The organism is Pseudoalteromonas sp. AWM4_233, assembly GCF_056158285.1.
In genome coordinates this window covers 1,577,464-1,593,715 of record NZ_JBSWSZ010000001.1, presented here as the reverse complement: position 1 = coordinate 1,593,715, position 16,252 = coordinate 1,577,464, and the positions used below count along the sequence as shown (strand labels likewise).

General features: G+C 39.5%; 18 protein-coding genes. 13 read left to right on the top strand and 5 right to left on the bottom strand.

What is annotated here, in order from left to right:
• Positions 1-147: 147 nt before the first annotated feature.
• Together ACXAC4_RS07125 and ACXAC4_RS07120 are read left to right on the top strand one after the other, a co-directional pair.
• Positions 148-2,322, top strand: coding sequence for a S9 family peptidase (locus tag ACXAC4_RS07125; protein ID WP_475160194.1), 2,175 nt, complete (start codon positions 148-150; stop codon positions 2,320-2,322).
• Between the two features lie 140 nt (positions 2,323-2,462).
• Positions 2,463-2,633, top strand: coding sequence for a hypothetical protein (locus tag ACXAC4_RS07120; protein WP_171037246.1), 171 nt, complete (start codon positions 2,463-2,465; stop codon positions 2,631-2,633).
• A gap of 53 nt (positions 2,634-2,686) precedes the next feature.
• Here ACXAC4_RS07120 and ACXAC4_RS07115 read toward each other — a convergent pair whose 3' ends face one another.
• The gene (locus ACXAC4_RS07115; protein ID WP_475160192.1) at positions 2,687-3,874 is read right to left on the bottom strand and encodes an alkaline phosphatase family protein; all 1,188 of its coding nucleotides are present in this window, start codon (positions 3,872-3,874) and stop codon (positions 2,687-2,689) included.
• A gap of 156 nt (positions 3,875-4,030) precedes the next feature.
• Here ACXAC4_RS07115 and ACXAC4_RS07110 point away from each other — a divergent pair, with 156 nt between their 5' ends.
• Complete coding sequence (locus tag ACXAC4_RS07110; RefSeq protein ID WP_475160191.1) at positions 4,031-4,858, top strand: DUF417 family protein; 828 nt, start codon at positions 4,031-4,033, stop codon at positions 4,856-4,858.
• A 40-nt stretch (positions 4,859-4,898) separates the two neighbouring features.
• On the opposite strand, the gene ACXAC4_RS07105 is transcribed toward ACXAC4_RS07110, so the two are convergent.
• The gene (locus ACXAC4_RS07105; RefSeq protein WP_475160189.1) at positions 4,899-5,564 is read right to left on the bottom strand and encodes a DUF1707 SHOCT-like domain-containing protein; all 666 of its coding nucleotides are present in this window, start codon (positions 5,562-5,564) and stop codon (positions 4,899-4,901) included.
• A gap of 355 nt (positions 5,565-5,919) precedes the next feature.
• Between ACXAC4_RS07105 and xthA the strand changes: the two genes are divergently transcribed.
• Genes xthA through rlmA form a run of 3 tightly spaced genes read left to right on the top strand, consistent with a single transcriptional unit; the run spans position 5,920 to position 8,170 of the window.
• The gene (gene xthA / locus ACXAC4_RS07100; protein ID WP_058029606.1) at positions 5,920-6,729 is read left to right on the top strand and encodes an exodeoxyribonuclease III; all 810 of its coding nucleotides are present in this window, start codon (positions 5,920-5,922) and stop codon (positions 6,727-6,729) included.
• 14 nt (positions 6,730-6,743) lie between these two features.
• Complete coding sequence (locus ACXAC4_RS07095; RefSeq protein ID WP_475160186.1) at positions 6,744-7,373, top strand: energy-coupling factor ABC transporter permease; 630 nt, start codon at positions 6,744-6,746, stop codon at positions 7,371-7,373.
• Positions 7,370-8,170: a 23S rRNA (guanine(745)-N(1))-methyltransferase gene (rlmA, locus tag ACXAC4_RS07090; RefSeq protein ID WP_475160184.1), complete on the top strand. Its 801-nt coding sequence runs from the start codon at positions 7,370-7,372 to the stop codon at positions 8,168-8,170. Before ACXAC4_RS07095 ends, rlmA begins: the two co-directional genes overlap by 4 nt.
• Positions 8,171-8,246: 76 nt before the next feature.
• Here rlmA and yfbV read toward each other — a convergent pair whose 3' ends face one another.
• Positions 8,247-8,699 carry a terminus macrodomain insulation protein YfbV gene (gene yfbV, locus ACXAC4_RS07085; protein WP_058029604.1) on the bottom strand — a complete coding sequence of 151 codons (453 nt, stop codon included), beginning with the start codon at positions 8,697-8,699 and terminating at the stop codon, positions 8,247-8,249.
• Between the two features lie 154 nt (positions 8,700-8,853).
• Between yfbV and ACXAC4_RS07080 the strand changes: the two genes are divergently transcribed.
• The 7 genes from ACXAC4_RS07080 (at position 8,854) to ACXAC4_RS07050 (ending at position 15,387) form a co-directional block, all read left to right on the top strand.
• Positions 8,854-10,053 carry an acetate kinase gene (locus tag ACXAC4_RS07080; protein WP_349286113.1) on the top strand — a complete coding sequence of 400 codons (1,200 nt, stop codon included), beginning with the start codon at positions 8,854-8,856 and terminating at the stop codon, positions 10,051-10,053.
• Positions 10,053-12,209 carry a phosphate acetyltransferase gene (pta, locus tag ACXAC4_RS07075; protein WP_475160181.1) on the top strand — a complete coding sequence of 719 codons (2,157 nt, stop codon included), beginning with the start codon at positions 10,053-10,055 and terminating at the stop codon, positions 12,207-12,209. The genes ACXAC4_RS07080 and pta overlap by 1 nt, the downstream gene beginning before the upstream one ends.
• 100 nt (positions 12,210-12,309) lie before the next feature.
• Complete coding sequence (locus ACXAC4_RS07070) at positions 12,310-12,690, top strand: ACT domain-containing protein (RefSeq protein ID WP_058029601.1); 381 nt, start codon at positions 12,310-12,312, stop codon at positions 12,688-12,690.
• Positions 12,690-13,199, top strand: coding sequence for a PTS glucose transporter subunit IIA (locus tag ACXAC4_RS07065; RefSeq protein ID WP_475160179.1), 510 nt, complete (start codon positions 12,690-12,692; stop codon positions 13,197-13,199). Before ACXAC4_RS07070 ends, ACXAC4_RS07065 begins: the two co-directional genes overlap by 1 nt.
• Positions 13,200-13,208: 9 nt before the next feature.
• The gene (locus ACXAC4_RS07060; RefSeq protein ID WP_475160177.1) at positions 13,209-13,553 is read left to right on the top strand and encodes an ArsC family reductase; all 345 of its coding nucleotides are present in this window, start codon (positions 13,209-13,211) and stop codon (positions 13,551-13,553) included.
• A complete protein-coding gene (gene dapE / locus ACXAC4_RS07055; protein WP_475160175.1) occupies positions 13,553-14,707 on the top strand; it encodes a succinyl-diaminopimelate desuccinylase in 1,155 nt (384 codons plus the stop codon). The genes ACXAC4_RS07060 and dapE overlap by 1 nt, the downstream gene beginning before the upstream one ends.
• Complete coding sequence (locus ACXAC4_RS07050; RefSeq protein ID WP_475160174.1) at positions 14,707-15,387, top strand: M15 family metallopeptidase; 681 nt, start codon at positions 14,707-14,709, stop codon at positions 15,385-15,387. Before dapE ends, ACXAC4_RS07050 begins: the two co-directional genes overlap by 1 nt.
• Before the next feature lie 2 nt (positions 15,388-15,389).
• Here ACXAC4_RS07050 and ACXAC4_RS07045 read toward each other — a convergent pair whose 3' ends face one another.
• Together ACXAC4_RS07045 and ACXAC4_RS07040 are read right to left on the bottom strand one after the other, a co-directional pair.
• Positions 15,390-15,704, bottom strand: coding sequence for a hypothetical protein (locus ACXAC4_RS07045; RefSeq protein WP_475160173.1), 315 nt, complete (start codon positions 15,702-15,704; stop codon positions 15,390-15,392).
• A 68-nt stretch (positions 15,705-15,772) separates the two neighbouring features.
• Positions 15,773-16,249 carry a GreA/GreB family elongation factor gene (locus ACXAC4_RS07040; protein WP_475160170.1) on the bottom strand — a complete coding sequence of 159 codons (477 nt, stop codon included), beginning with the start codon at positions 16,247-16,249 and terminating at the stop codon, positions 15,773-15,775.
• Between the last annotated feature and the right edge of the window lie 3 nt (positions 16,250-16,252).

Sequence of the window (16,252 nt, the reverse complement as noted above, 5' to 3'; positions counted from 1 at the left end):
AAAGCATTTAAAAGTTTATCTAATTTGTACAATTTGTTTAAAACTTAACGCACGCTGTAACTACTTTACATGTCTTTACAATCTTGGCTGGTGAGACTGTGAAATCTGAGTTAGCATCAAAAGGAATAATTTATAACAAGGATTACTATGAAACGATTTCTACCTCATGCTTTAAGCATCATTTCTTTGGCAGTATTAGCTGGTTGTAATAATGACAACAACACTCAAACTCAGCAATCTACTGCACAGGTACAAGAACAAACTGTTGCAGCACCGATAGCCAAAAAAGTACCACACGAAATGGAAATACACGGCCATAAACGTGTTGATAATTACTATTGGATGCGTGATGACGAGCGAAAGGATCCTGAAATCATTGCTCACTTAGAAGCAGAAAATGCTTATACTGCCGCGCAACTTAGCAACACAGAAAAACTTCAAGAAACACTATTTGAAGAACTTAAGTCTCGGATCCAAAAAGACGACAATTCTGTACCGACCAAACGTGGTAACTATTTCTACTCTTCGGAAATGCGTGGTAATAACGAATACCCTATTTATGTTCGTAGCAGTGACTTCAAAGGTTCTGATAAAGAGCTCCTTCTTGACGTTAATGAACTTGCAAAAGGCCATGAATACTATAGTGCATCAGGCTTATCTGCGAGTCCAAATGACCAACTACTCGCTTATGGTGAAGATACAGTCAGCCGCAGAATTTATACTATTCAAGTTAAAGACTTAAAAACAGGAAAGCTTTTAGACGATAAAATTGAAGGCGCGCAAGCGAGTGTTGTGTGGGCTAACGATAATGAACATTTCTACTATGTTAAAAAAGATCCGCAAACTTTATTAGGCTACCAAGTATATCGACACAAGCTTGGCACACCGCAATCTTCTGACGAACTTATTTATGAAGAAGCTGATAACACTTATTACACGTACATAGGTAAAACGAAAGACGGGTCAAATGTTGTCATTTACCATTCAAGCACCGAGTCTTCAGGCATGTCTTTCATAGACGCAAACGATAGTAAAGCTAAGGCCAAACGCTTTATTCCTCGTGAGAAAGGTCTTGAATATAATGTTTCGAAGCATAAAGACACCTACTATATTTTGACCAATCTAAATGCGGTTAACTTCAAACTGATGCAAGTTAACGAAAAAGACTTAGGTGATAAATCTAAATGGAAAGAAGTCATTGCACACCGCCCAGCAGTTAAACTAGAAGGTATCGAACTGTTCGATAACCATCTTGTTTATCAAGAACGTGAAATGGGTCAGGTAAAGGTAGTCGTTCGTTCTCTCAAAGATGGCAGTGAAAAAGCACTTAAATTTAATGATGACGCATTTGCTGCATATTTATATGGCAATAACGAATTAGACAATGACTCAATCCGTATTTACTACACCAGTATGACTACCCCAGGAACTCACTACGATTTCAACCTTGAGTCAGGTGAACCAAATATTCTTAAACAAAATAAAGTACTGGGTGATTTCAAAGTAGACAACTACGCTTCTGAGCGTATTTTTGTTACGGCTAGAGACGGTGTGAAGGTACCTGTTTCTTTAGTTTACCGTAAAGACAAGTTTAAGAAAGATGGTACAAATCCATTATATCAATATGGTTATGGCTCTTACGGAGCAACAATGGATCCAAGCTTCTCAAGTAATCGACTTAGCTTACTAGATCGAGGCTTTGTTTTTGCTATTGCACATATCCGTGGTTCACAAATGCTAGGCCGTCCATGGTATGAAGATGGTAAAAAGCTGACCAAGCAAAATACCTTTAATGATTTTGTAGACGTAACAAAACAGCTGGTTGAACAAGGTTATGGCCATAAAGATCAAGTTTACGCTGTAGGTGGCAGTGCTGGCGGTCTGTTAATGGGTGCAGTGATCAACCAAGCACCTGATTTATATAAAGGCATTGCTGCACATGTTCCTTTTGTTGACGTAGTTACAACTATGCTTGATGAAAGCATTCCACTTACTACCGGTGAATATGACGAATGGGGTAACCCAAACGACAAAGCTTATTACGACTACATGCTAAGCTATTCGCCTTATGATCAGGTTAAGAAGCAAGATTACCCTCATATTCTTGTAACGACTGGCCTACATGATTCTCAAGTACAGTACTTTGAGCCTGCAAAGTGGGTAGCAAAGCTGCGCGACTATAAGACAAACGACAATAAGTTATTGTTTAAAGTAGATATGGAAGCGGGTCACGGTGGCGCATCAGGTCGCTTCAAACGCTTACATGATACTGCTCTAGAGTATGCATTCTTCCTAGATTTAGCGGGAAAAAATAACTTATAAAATAGTTACTCAGTAAATGTAAGGCCGGATTAACTGGTCTTACATTCTCTTACATTTCGCTACACTTCGACACACACATTTCGGTTCTTCATTGCTAAAATTTAAACATATCAAAAGTAGCTTAGGCTCAGGGAATTGTTATGTTTGCATCAGCGTATAAAAAGATTTTTAGTTTAGTTTTATGTTTTGGCTCAACCTCGGCGTTAGCAGAGCCTGTCTCTCATTTAAATAAATTAGATAAAAGTCACACACAATCGACAAGCTTCAAACAAAACAATGATGATAAAAAGTTTCCAACCAAAAAAGAGTAACCTTATGGTTACTCTTTTTATTTAAAACGTTTAGTTTCCGAATTTTATTTTAATTATTCGTTTAGCGCTTTTAGAAGTGTTTCACCATCTGAATCTACATTTCTTATCAGCTCTAAGCCCAGTATTTTAGCTACTGTTGGGTATATTTCTAAATTACTCATTTCTTTAATTTTATGGCCCTTTTTGAAAGCAGGCCCAGTTGCAACAAACATTGCAGCCATATCATCTGTATTTGCAAATCCGTGAGTACCTTTATAATCTAATTTACCACCAAGGCTAAAAACACTCGGAGCTTTGGTTTCTAAGATAATATCTGGGATCCTTGGGGTGCCATGGTAATGGCGCTGCTTTAAAATCGTCTCATCTAGCACTGCATACCGATTGTTTGAGATAAGACGCAGCTGTTGCTTTGCTGTATTAATGTTTTCAATTGAAGCGTCATTCGCATAAATAAGTACTCTTGGTCCTGTGTTTTTCACCGTCCAAGACTTTGGAATATTCAGGCTGCTAATCGTGATTGTTTTGTCTTCTTTTAATGAGGACATACCATGATCAGCCACCAGCACTAAGTTTACATCATGAGGCAGCTTTTTTAAGCGCTCATTAAACTGCCCGATTAGCTTATCCATTTTTTGAACAGCATCATATACTTCTTTGCTATCAGGGCCAAAGTCATGGCCCATACTATCGACTAATGAAAAATACCCTGCAACAAAACTTGGTCTTTGTTCTTTTGGTAATTTTAACCACTCAACCATTTGGTCAATACGAGTTTGGTAATCACTATGCTTTGAGTAATGGTAGTAATAGTCAGGGGTCATACCATTAAAGCGCGCATCGGATTCTGGCCAGAAATAGGCAGCTGATTTGAGTCCTTGCATTTTTGCCAGATTCCATAAAGGTATGCCATTAAGCCAAGTACTATCTCCCTGCCCTTTGCCCATTTTATAACAATCACCTCTTTGTTTATCACAGAACTTATTGTCAATAATACCGTGATTGACCGGTAATAAGCCTGTAATTATGGATATATGGTTTGGAAAGGTTTTACTTGGATAAACAGGCCACATTTTAGTGGCTCGAACACCGCTATCAGCGATGCGTTTAATATTTTTAGCGTTATGCTTTTCAATATAATCCCACCGAAAACCATCAAGTGAGATAAGAACAACAGTTTGTTGCTTAGCGATACTGGGTATAGCTATCAGCAATAAGACACAATAAATAAGTGTTTTAATCATTTAAAATTCCCGTGTTTAAGTGCGATGCTATTCTGATAGCTTTAAATTTCAAAATAAACAATTCACGATAAACGGAAACTCTAAAATTAAGACAAGTTGAAATAAATTTTCGCTTTCTCGGTCTTATTGCGTATTCCCAATTAAAAAGGTTGTTAAATGAAAAAGTTTTATTGCAATACCAACGTAGCGTTCTTGTTAGTTGGATTATCAAGTATATTGATGAGCACGAGTATGTTGCTAATGGGCAGTCATAGACATATCGAAAAAACAGTCAATTTTTTTGGCTTCAACTCACTCCTAAGTTATGAAATTGCTAATATATTGGCTGCTTTATGCTTTTCTTTACTTGCTGTATTTTCGATACTTTCTATGTACTTTGAAAAAGCAAAACCGACTTTAGCATCTTTACTCATTATTGTGTCTGTAGTGCCTTTACTAAGCCTTTTTTCAACGGGTATGTGGATTGAAAGCATGGGCGGATTTCCTGTCATCGGAGCAGGCCAAGGCGTCATTAAGTATTTTGCGTTACTTTCAATTGGCATCTGTCTACTTAACCCAAACCTTTCTAATCATGTAATGCAGTGGATAGCAATTTTCCCTGTTTTGGTCGTACTCGTTTGGATCGGGGGTATGAAGTTTACCTTGATAGAAGCACAAGGGATCGAAGACTTACTGCAAACTTCACCATTTATGTCTTGGATGTATAGTGTTTGGGATTTACAAACTGCTTCGAATTTAATTGGTGTTTATGATTTGTTAGCTGTCGCACTTTTGATTGCAGCCATATATAACAAAAAAGTACTTTGGATTGGCGTGTTAATGTCACTTGCAGTTTTTGTCATGACACAAACATTTTTAGCAACAACCCCAGGCGCAGTTACGTCATCAACTATTTTGTCTACGACAGGTCACTTTTTAATAAAAGACTTGTGGTTTATCGCGAATTTGATTTTCTTCTTAAAATTTACTGAACAAAAAGTATGATAAAAAAGGGCACGTTTAAGCGTGCCCTCTTATATCCTGTTTATTTATATTTACCATAACTGCCATCATCAAATAATGACTTGAGCTCATTGGCAAAACTCACAAATTTTTCTTTAATCGTGCGCTTAATTTCAACATCAACTGAACCTAACCACAGTTTGCCTTTAATCTTTATAGTCGGTGCTTGTTTTGGCGCAATAGATGGCGCTTTATTTTCTACATTACCAAGAATACAAAACGCCTCGCAGATCACATTTATGCCTTCGGGGATTAAAATTTTCTCTGAACCCAGTATGCAATTTACATTTACAGTGACTTCTTGATGCTCAAATACAGCATCGGAAAAGTCTAAGGTTGTAGAACCCAATACATTCAATAAGTTAATTTCTTTCGGTACCGCCCATTTGCCTGTTCGAGAGCTGTTTCCTAAAACCGTTTTAATATCTAGCTTGTCACCTGCAGACTTTTGTCCGTAATTAATATTCAAGCTCGCATCTTTTTGCGCCGTATACTTCTCGTCAGCTTGCATAGTAAGATCTGCTGTTAAGGCGACGATTTCAGCATGAACCTGTGTACTCATCGCTTTGTCTAAACGTCTTTCAAATGCCTCTGCGGAAATAACACCATGGCTATAGTTGTAAATTAGGTTGTCTATAACTTCTTCTCTGACTTGTTCAATTGGTCTATCTTCTAATACGACGCTCATGTTATTTCCCTACTATGTAATACCAATCTGCAGTAACACTTAATTAAGCTGATTAGTATAGTGAGTGACTGGTTCAACTTAAGCATTCAATAAGTTGTTCCATTAAAATTGCATTTCTTAAATTTAAAGCAATAACCGAACCAAAAATAAAGTCATTATAATTCAATGCACTAATTCAGTTAGCATTTCTAGCCAGGTTACTTTCTCACCAAAATTTGAGTGTATTGACTAATAAATAACATATCTCCCAAACCGAAAAAAGTGATAGATAATTTAAATTGCTATCTCGGGCTTTCGCAACTCCCTTTCAATGTTAAAATGGTACATAAATTACATAGAACTATAAGCGCAAATTATGAAAGTAATCTCATTTAACATTAATGGCCTTCGTGCTCGTCTTCATCAATTGCAAGCATTAATCGACAAACATCAACCTGATGTAATTGGTTTACAGGAAATCAAAGTTCACGATGAAGCGTTTCCGGTTGAAGATGTAGAAGCTATGGGCTACCACGTTTATTTCCATGGTCAAAAGGCACATTATGGTGTCGCACTGATGTCGAAGAAACCTGCTAAGTCAATCAAAAAAGGGTTTTCGACTGATACAGAAGAATCCCAAAAACGTATGATTTCAGGTGTATTCGAGAATGACAAAGGTGAAGATGTGATCATTCATAATGGCTACTTCCCTCAAGGTGATAACATAAATCATGAAACCAAATTCCCATACAAGCGTCAGTTCTATAAAGACTTAATGACACACTTAAATGAAAATCACACGCCTGAAGAAAATGTCATTGTAATGGGTGATATCAATATCTCACCGATAGATTTAGATATCGGTATTGGTGAGCCAAATAAGAAGCGTTGGCTGAAAACGGGCAAATGTTCATTCCAGCCAGAAGAACGCGAGTGGCTTGCGACGTTAATGGATTGGGGATTTAAAGACACTTTCCGCGAATTAACACCAGAAAAGACAGAACGTTACTCGTGGTTCGACTATCGCTCAAAAGGTTTTGATGATAACCGAGGCCTTCGCATTGATGTAGTGTTAGCTACTGAATCATTGATGGCCAAATGTGTAGAAAGTGAAATCGATTACGAATTAAGAGGCATCGAAAAGCCTTCTGATCACGCGCCAATTTGGGCCGAGTTTAAATTTTAATTAGAACTCACTCTATGTTATTGACCCCGCTTGTTACCTTAATCATATTCGCGTTTACTATTGATAAACGCGAATATTTAACGCTTTGGCATAGGCCTATCAGACAAACTGGTGTACTTGCCTGTTCAGTAGTACTGGCACTGCTTTGGCAAATCAAAGCGGGGATTTTGCCCTATTTAAATATTCATATATTGGGAGTAACCGCCATCACCTTAGTGCTTGGTTGGCGGTTAGCAAGTTTAAGTGCTCTACTTACCAGTCTCTTATTACTTGCTTTTGGCAGCATTCAAACTTCTGAATTTGCCGACTTTTATCTTTTTACTGCGCTACTTCCCATATTGGTCAGTTACGGCCTATTTGTGCTGTGTTACAGCAAATTACCAAGACATTTTTTTATCTATATTTTTGTCTGTGCATTTTTATGCGCAGGCTGTATTGGCGCATTCAAAATATTGTCGTCAGGTGTATATTATTGGCTAATTGATACGTACACATTCCAACAGTTATTAGATAACTATTTATTTTATGCAACGTTAATTTGGTTTCCCGAAGCCATGTTAAATGGTATGGCAATCACATTACTTATTACTTATAAACCCCACTGGGTTAAAACCTTTTATGATAAGGAATACTTAGATAAATGACGCTAATTTATCACTGTCCGCTTTGTCAGGCTCCGTTAAATAAAACTGGCAATAGCATGTCTTGCGAAAACAGACACCAATTTGATTTCGCCAAAGAAGGCTATGTCAACTTACTGCCTGTTCAGAATAAAAAATCAAAACAACCCGGTGATAATTTAGATATGGTTCAAGCGCGTCGTGCCTTTTTTGCAACTGACCATTATCACTTTTTGAGACAAGAGATTGCCAATCTAATTTCACTATCTTCTCCTCAAACATTGCTCGATTTAGGCTGTGGTGAAGGATTTTATACGCACTTATTTGCCAATGAACTGCCCGAATGTGATGTATATGGGCTCGATATTTCAAAATCAGCCGTTAAATATGCGGCTAAGCGATATAAAGAGGCCAATTTTAGTGTTGCTTCTGCTAAACAAGCACCATTTTCAGATGAAAGTATGGACTGTGTTGTCACTGTGTTCGCCCCCGTTTTTGAACAAGAATTACAAAGGCTGGTGAGGAGCACAGGTAAAGTAATTTTAGTGAACCCGGGCCCTAAACATTTATTTGAGCTTAAATCGTTAATTTACCCTGAAGTGAATTTACATACACATCCAGATACCCCTGCTGGGTTTAAATTAGTTAAACACCATGAACTTGAAAAACGAATAGAGATTAAAACAGAAATCATTGAGCATTTAATACAAATGACACCATTTGCTTGGAAGTTTAAAGAAAGTCACTATGACGCTTTAAAGGAAAAACAGAGCCATACAATCACACTATCATTTTATTTAAGCGAATATCAGAAGGTTTAAATAAAACTATCTTGTACACCCCACCCCCTTTAATTAAATGATTACTTTGAGGATAGGTACAACTGAAAAGAGCAGTTTAAAACTGCTCTTTTGTAAATGCTTTATCCATTTTCTCAAACATGTCTTTTAACAGTTTTGCCAAAGTTCGATAAGTGGGTCTGCGCGACTGTAATTGCATGGGCGCATCATAGCCATTGGCCACCATCTTATTAAACAATTCTTGATACCAAGTATTTAAAGATGGATTAAGCGGCGTATCAGCACGCTTCCCTAGCCAAAGTAAACCTTGAGCAGGCAAAGATATAAAGAAAAGTGCAATGGCTAAAGATTGAGGTACATACTGATTTCCCAACCAATTGGTTTGCAATACTAAAGTAATCACAGCAAGTAAAGGCATAACACTGATCGCAAGTTCAGTGGCTTTTATGACTCTAAATTCTGCAAACATAGGCGCAAGCTCTTTGCGCATAGGCCATTCTTTGGCGTACTGTCGTCCAAGTTGCATTTGAGAAATGAGACTTTTTTGCATTAGGACTCCTAGAAGCTAACTATTCGGTCAAAATTGGGGTAAAATAAACAGTTATCATTGTCTATTATACCTTTGTATTACTGCGTAGCTTAAACCGCGACTTCGCTTTAAGCTTAATACGCATTTACTGTTATTGTCAAAATTGGAAATGCATATGCCCTCATCTCATGTACTGGTTTTAAATTGCGGAAGCTCTAGTTTAAAGTTTGCCATCATCGACACTGTGTCGGGTGACGAGCTTCTTTCAGGTCTTGCTGAACGTTTAGGCGAGCTAGATCCGCAAATCAAGTACAAGTTTAATGGTGATAAGCAACTTATCGCGCTATCACCAAACGATGCTCATCAAACTGCAATTGCAAAGTTAGTTGAACTAGTAAAGCAATTACAACTAGATTCAAGCCTAATTGCTGTTGGACACCGTGTTGTTCATGGTGGCGAGCACTTCACAAAATCTGCATTAATCACACCTGATGTGATAGAAGCAATCACAAAAACTTCTTCACTTGCGCCATTGCATAACCCAGCTAACTTGCTTGGTATCGAAGCGGCGCAATCTGCGTTTTCTCATTTACCGCAAATTGCTGTGTTTGATACCGCATTCCATCAAAGCATGTCGCCAGAAGCTTTCTTATATGCGCTGCCTTATACGCTTTACAAACAACATGGGATCAGACGATATGGTTTCCATGGCACCAGTCATGCTTTTGTATCGGCAGAAGCAATCAAGACCTTAAACCTTAACGAAACAAACTCCAAGGTTATCAGTGCGCATTTAGGCAATGGTTGCTCTGTTACTGCTATTAAAAGTGGTAAATCGGTAGATACCAGTATGGGTATGACGCCTCTTGAAGGCTTGGTGATGGGCACGCGCAGTGGCGATATTGACCCTGGCATTTTCAACTACCTGACTGAACAACTAAATTACTCCGCAAAGCAAATAGATACGCTCTTGAACAAAGAAAGTGGCTTACTAGGCATTAGTGAACTTTCTAATGATTGTAGAACCATTGAAGAATCTGCGGCTGACGGGCATCAGCAAGCAGCACTTGCATTAGATATATTCTGCTATCGTTTAGCAAAACAAATTGCAGCGTTTGTAGTGCCATTAGGTGGGTTAGACGCACTTATTTTCACGGGTGGCATTGGTGAAAACTCAGATGTAATTCGCGCTAAGGTCGTTGCACATTTATCCTTCTTAGGTTTAGAAATCGACAATGATAAGAACCTTGCGGCACGCTTTGGTTCTGAAGGTGTGATCACAAAGCAAACAGCGCCATGTGCCATTGTGGTGCCTACCAATGAAGAATGGATGATTGCCAACGATGCAGCAAACATTGCACAGGAGCAAAAATAATGAGCCGTAGGATCATGTTAATCCCCATCTCTACTGGGGTTGGTTTAACATCTGTCTCTGTTGGTCTTGTACGTGCGCTTGAGCAAAAAGCAGTAAAAGTAAACTTTTTCAAACCCATTGCTCAACCTCGTAAAGACGATATAGGGCCTGAGAAATCGACGGTTATTGTGCAACAAGGTTCCACTATTCAGCCTCCAATGCCGTTTGAACTTAGTTATGCTGAACAAATGATTGGTGATGGTAAAGGCAATGATCTGCTAGAAGAAATCGTTGAGCGCTTCGAAAGTGCCATCTGTGATGATGAAGTTGCGATTATCGAAGGTATGGTGCCAACTCGCCTTCAGCCTTATGCTGGTCGTGTTAACCGTGAAATCGCACAAACACTTGGTGCAGACATCGTATTTGTATTAACACCAGGAAATGATACCAACGAACAATTAGAAGATAGATTAGAAATAGCATCTGGTAACTACGGCGGCATAGATCACAGTCGTGTACTGGGATGTATTTTCAACAAAGTAAATGCTCCGCTTGATGAAGAAGGCCGCGCACGTGCTGATTTAGTTGACCAGCATGAACCTGAAGAACTCGAAAATGAAATGAACCGTTTGGCGTCATTGCCTATTTTCAGGAAACACCCGTTTATGTTGCTTGGCGCAATTCCTTGGGACTTCGATCTAGTCGCGCCACGTGTAGCAGACTTAAGTGATTACCTAAAAGCCGAAGTGATCAATGCCGGTGACATGGCTCATAGACGTTTACGCCGTGTCACCTTTTGTGCCCGAACGGTATCAAATATCTTGAATCACTTTACCCCGGGTGCGCTACTTGTTACACCTGGCGACCGCTCAGATGTGTTAGTGGCAGCGTGTTTGTCAGCTATGAATGGTACCAAATTAGGTGCGATTTTATTGACGGGTGGTTTTAAACCTGAACCACGCATCATGACTTTATGTGAACAGGCAATGGAAACGGGTCTGCCGATTCTAGCCACTGAAGCTGATACTTGGCGTACATCTTTGTTACTTCACAACTTTAATATGGAAGTACCAAGTGATGACGAACAGCGTATTGAAAAAGTAAAAGAGCATAATGCTGCGAACATCGACTCAGATTGGTTAGATACTTTAGCCAAAGACGTTGCGAAAACACGTAAGCTTTCTCCTCCTGCATTTAGATTCTTGTTGACCGATTTAGCGCGTCAAGCAAAGAAAACCATCGTGCTTCCTGAGGGCAATGAACCTCGCACTATCAAAGCTGCTGCAATTTGTGGTGAACGTGGCATTGCGAAAACTGTACTATTGGGTGAAAGAGAAGAAATCGAACGTATTGCGCTTCAACAAGGTGTAGAGCTCAACGAAAACGTTATTATTAAAGATCCGAATGAGATCCAAGATAATTATGTTGCACCTATGGTTGAGTTGCGTAAGAACAAGGGCCTTACCCCTGTGGTTGCTAAAGAGCAACTGCAAGACAACGTTGTTTTAGGCACTATGATGCTCGCTGAAGACGAAGTCGATGGCCTTGTATCTGGTGCGGTGAATACCACAGCGAATACTATTCGCCCTCCTCTTCAGCTCATTAAAACTGCGCCGGGTTCATCTTTAGTGAGTTCTGTGTTCTTTATGTTACTACCTGATCAAGTATTAGTTTATGGTGACTGCGCTATTAACCCAGACCCTACTGCTGAGCAACTTGCCGATATCGCCATTCAGTCAGCTGACTCTGCTGCGGCATTTGGTATTGAGCCACGAGTGGCCATGATCAGCTACTCTACAGGTGAGTCTGGCCATGGTGCTGATGTAGATAAAGTGCGTGAAGCCACTAAAATTGCTCAGGAAAAACGTCCAGATCTTGAAATTGATGGCCCACTACAGTACGACGCAGCGATTATGGAAAACGTAGCACGTAAAAAGGCTCCAAACAGTAAAGTTGCAGGTAAAGCAACGGTGTTTGTATTCCCAGACTTAAATACTGGTAATACGACTTATAAGGCAGTACAAAGAAGTGCTGAACTGGTAAGTATTGGTCCTATGCTTCAAGGTATGCGCAAACCTGTGAACGACTTAAGCCGCGGTGCACTGGTAGAAGACATCGTTTATACGATTGCGCTTACGGCTATTCAGTCTAAGCAATTAGCAGATCAAACAAACTAACTCTGTTTGTACAATTGTAAAACTTAGCTAAGTGTTGAGGGTTTAACTTTTTAACACTTAGCTATACTATAGACATATAGCCCAATAAACATAAGCGACTATGTCAAAGCAAACATTACAATTGTTAAAACAGGACTTTTCAATACATAGCCTTGACGTTGACCAAACAATTCCTAACCAAGTGTTAGCGTGTGATATTTTCTTTATTTCTAAAACACTTGAAGAACTCTCTATTGTTTGCCCTTCAGATATTGAAGTTGATAGTTTTGCAACTGAAGCACATTGGCGAGCATTAGAAGTGATAGGTCCACTTGGTTTTTCTTTAACAGGGATCATGGCCAATATATCTGGTGTATTAGCGAATGCTAAAATCTCCATTTTTGCCATTTCCACTTATGACACAGACTATGTTTTAGTCAAAGAGCAACAAATTCAAGACGCAATTAATGCGCTGAAAAAAGACGGATACACGGTTCTTTAATGCAGTTTTCTCAATCAATTCCTTTTGCGCCTATCAATGAAATTGTTGACCCAGTTTTACATCTCGCCAGTCCGTTTAGCGGCAAAGTACAGTCTTTGAAACAGCACCCGCTTGCCCTATTTTCTTCTGGCATGATTGGAAGAGGCGTGACTGTAGAGTTGACCCAAGGAAAAGTTACCGCGCCATTTGACGGTAAAATTGAACAAGTTAAACGCCATGGCTATGAGATTATATTGGTTGCAAAAAATGGCTTGAAGTTACTTATTCATATTCAGCCACCTTCAGAACAAGCCAATACAAGTTTGCAAATAACCAGTGCCTTTGGCAAAAAAGAAGTCAAGCAAGGTGAATTACTTACTTACTTCGAAACCACGCACCTAGAAAAACCACTGCTCGGCAGTTTGCTTATTGTTAACGCAGATAAATTAGGTCCTTGCTTTTACCCGTTGAAGCAAGTGCGTGCTGGGCTAGACCCACTCATTACAATTACTCAAAACCAGAATATTTAAGAGGCTCTTATGATCACTATGTATGGTATTCCGAACTGTGACACCATTAAAAAAGCAAAAAAATACCTTAGTGACAACAATATTGAATTTACTTTTCATGACTACCGCAAAGACGGCGTTTCAGAAGAGTTAATTACTGAATTTTGCAAAAACTTAGGTTGGGAGCAAGTATTAAACAAACGCGGAACAACCTACCGTGCTTTATCAGATGATGAAAAGAGCAACCTATCTGAGGCATCTGCAATTATTCATTTAGTTACGGCTCCAGCGATGATCAAACGCCCTATTCTTGAGGTGAATGGTAAACTACACCTTGGTTTTAAAGCAGCCCAGTATGATGAGATTTTCGCTTAATGGGTAGTCACAATAACACACCTCAACATTCTGAGGTTGTCTCACTAGCCCAAGCATTGATCCAAAAAAAATCAGTGACCCCTGAAGATGCTAACTGTCAAGCATTAATGAACGAGCGCTTAGCTAAACTTGGGTTTAACATTGAAGAGCATTTTTTTGTCGATACATTAAATACTTGGGCAAGGAAAGGTACAGATAGCCCACATTTTTGCTTTGCAGGTCATACTGATGTTGTGCCTACAGGCGATGAGAATGAATGGCAACATCCTCCTTTTGACGGTGTCATTGAAAATGGCATATTACATGGCCGTGGTGCCGCTGACATGAAAGGGGCACTGGCGGCCATGGTGGTTGCAACTGAGCGGTTTGTAGAAAAGCACCCTGAGCATAAAGGGTCTATTTCGTTTCTAATTACATCGGATGAAGAAGGCCCATTCATTAATGGCACTACAAAGGTAGTCGATCTACTTGAAGCCAGAAATGAAAAAATCGACATGTGTTTGGTCGGTGAGCCGTCTTCTCGTGACCGACTCGGTGATGTAGTCAAAAATGGCCGTCGAGGTTCTTTAACAGGACATTTAACTGTAAAAGGCAAACAAGGCCACGTTGCATATCCTCACTTAGCGCATAACCCCATTCATGCGGTGTCTCCTGCTTTGGCAGAGCTGAGTCAAACTGAATGGGATAAGGGCAATGCGTTTTTCCCGGCAACCAGTTTTCAAATATCAAACATTCAAGGCGGCACTGGCGCATCAAACGTTATCCCTGGCAGTGTGTATGTGCAGTTCAATTTTCGTTTTTCAACAGAATCAACGGTTGAACAGCTTCAACAACGCGCAATCGCAATTCTAGATAAATTCGGCTTAGAGTATGACTTAAACTGGATTGTAAATGGCCTACCATTTTTAACTGAGCCTGGTGAATTGCTTGATGTGACTTTGGCTGCCATCGAAGAAGTAACCGGTTTGCCGAGTACACCAGAAACAACTGGCGGCACATCCGATGGTCGGTTTATTGCGCAAACGGGCTGTAAAGTTATAGAGCTCGGTCCAATTAATGCGACCATACATCAAGTTGATGAACAAGTTAGCTGTGATGATTTAGACAAGCTGGCTTTAATTTACGAGAAGATACTCGAGAAGTTACTTAGCTAATGACTTTACCTGATATGGCCGCTTGCGCTTGCGGCCTTTCTGAAGCGCATTTGACCGAATACAAAGGCAAACAACTTCATCAAGAGATCGTCGATGATTTTCGAGCTTTAGAATTAGCCGCTAAGAATGCAGGATTTGATTTAGAAATTGCATCTGCCTATCGAAGTTTTGAACGCCAATCTCTTATCTGGAATAACAAGTTTTCAGGTAAGCGCCCTATTTTAAATGCGAATAACGAACCTGTTGACATTGCTAACCTCTCAGAAATCGAGATTATACAAGCTATTATGCTTTACTCGGCAATGCCTGGAGCAAGCAGGCATCACTTCGGTACTGACCTAGATGTGTTCGCACCTAACCTATTAAAGCTTGGTCAAACATTGCAGCTTGAACCGTGGGAGTATCAATTTGACGGGCCATTTTATACACTTAATACCTGGTTAGACGAGAACCTTTCTAAGTTTGGCTTTTATCGTCCCTATGAAGAGTTTAGAGGTGGGGTAGCTGAAGAACCTTGGCATATAAGCCACATAGCATGTAGTAAAGGTTTGTTTGAATATCAGAATATTGAGAATATAAAGCAAGCGCTAAAAGCATCAAATGTACTTGGCCACAATATACTTATTGAAAATATGCCCAGTCTATATGAGCGTTTCGTGAGTAATGTTTGCGAGTTATAAACCTAACTCGCATTTCCCTCAATTAATGTAAGTAAGTGCTTAAAAAACTCTTCTTTTCCAAAGATTTTAAACCCTGTTTCACTTAACACTAAGCGCATCTGAACCCGACTCTTCGACTTCATATAGCTAAACCTAACTTCGTTTTGAGCATAAACATGGCAGTGTATCTTAAGCGGGCTCTCTCCCATGACCTCTATATACGTATCTCGCTGTAAGTCATTTAACTTAGAGCAAATTGGCACCAAACCATGAGAGTTTAGTAATTCGCATAAAAAGTCTAATTGCTCGTTTGCTTTTGGGGTTATTTCCGATGACATAGTTAATAAGCTTAAGATTACATTGGTTAATATTAAACCACAGATTTAAATAAGTGTTTTGATATTAATTAAAGAATTCTGGTAATTTCGAATTCCTGTGTTATTCCATGCATAGTCCAGTCAAATTCATCATGCACTTTTTTATTCATGAGCACCTTACCAAGTGGCGATACCGGTGTGATTGTCCAAACGACCGTGCCTTTAATATCTAGTTTCAAACCACCTTCTGTTGGCCCAATAAAGTACCAATACAAGTCACCCGCTTCATTCTCACAACTTACTAAGCTACCAATGACAATTGATTCCGAAGGAAACAACTCATAAATCTCATTAAAAGCTTTAATTGCTTTGTGCGCGTCGTCTACACGCTCACTTTGGCCCTGTGCTAGATAGGCTGATTCAATACTCAGAGAATCATATTGCGTTTCTGCTGCACTTTGTTCGTGCGTCGCATCTTCTCTCGCAGAATTTGCCGCTTGTACTGCCTCTTGAAGTTTTGCTTCAAGTGCAAACTTTAAGTGTTCGATGAAATGCTGTTTGTTCATATT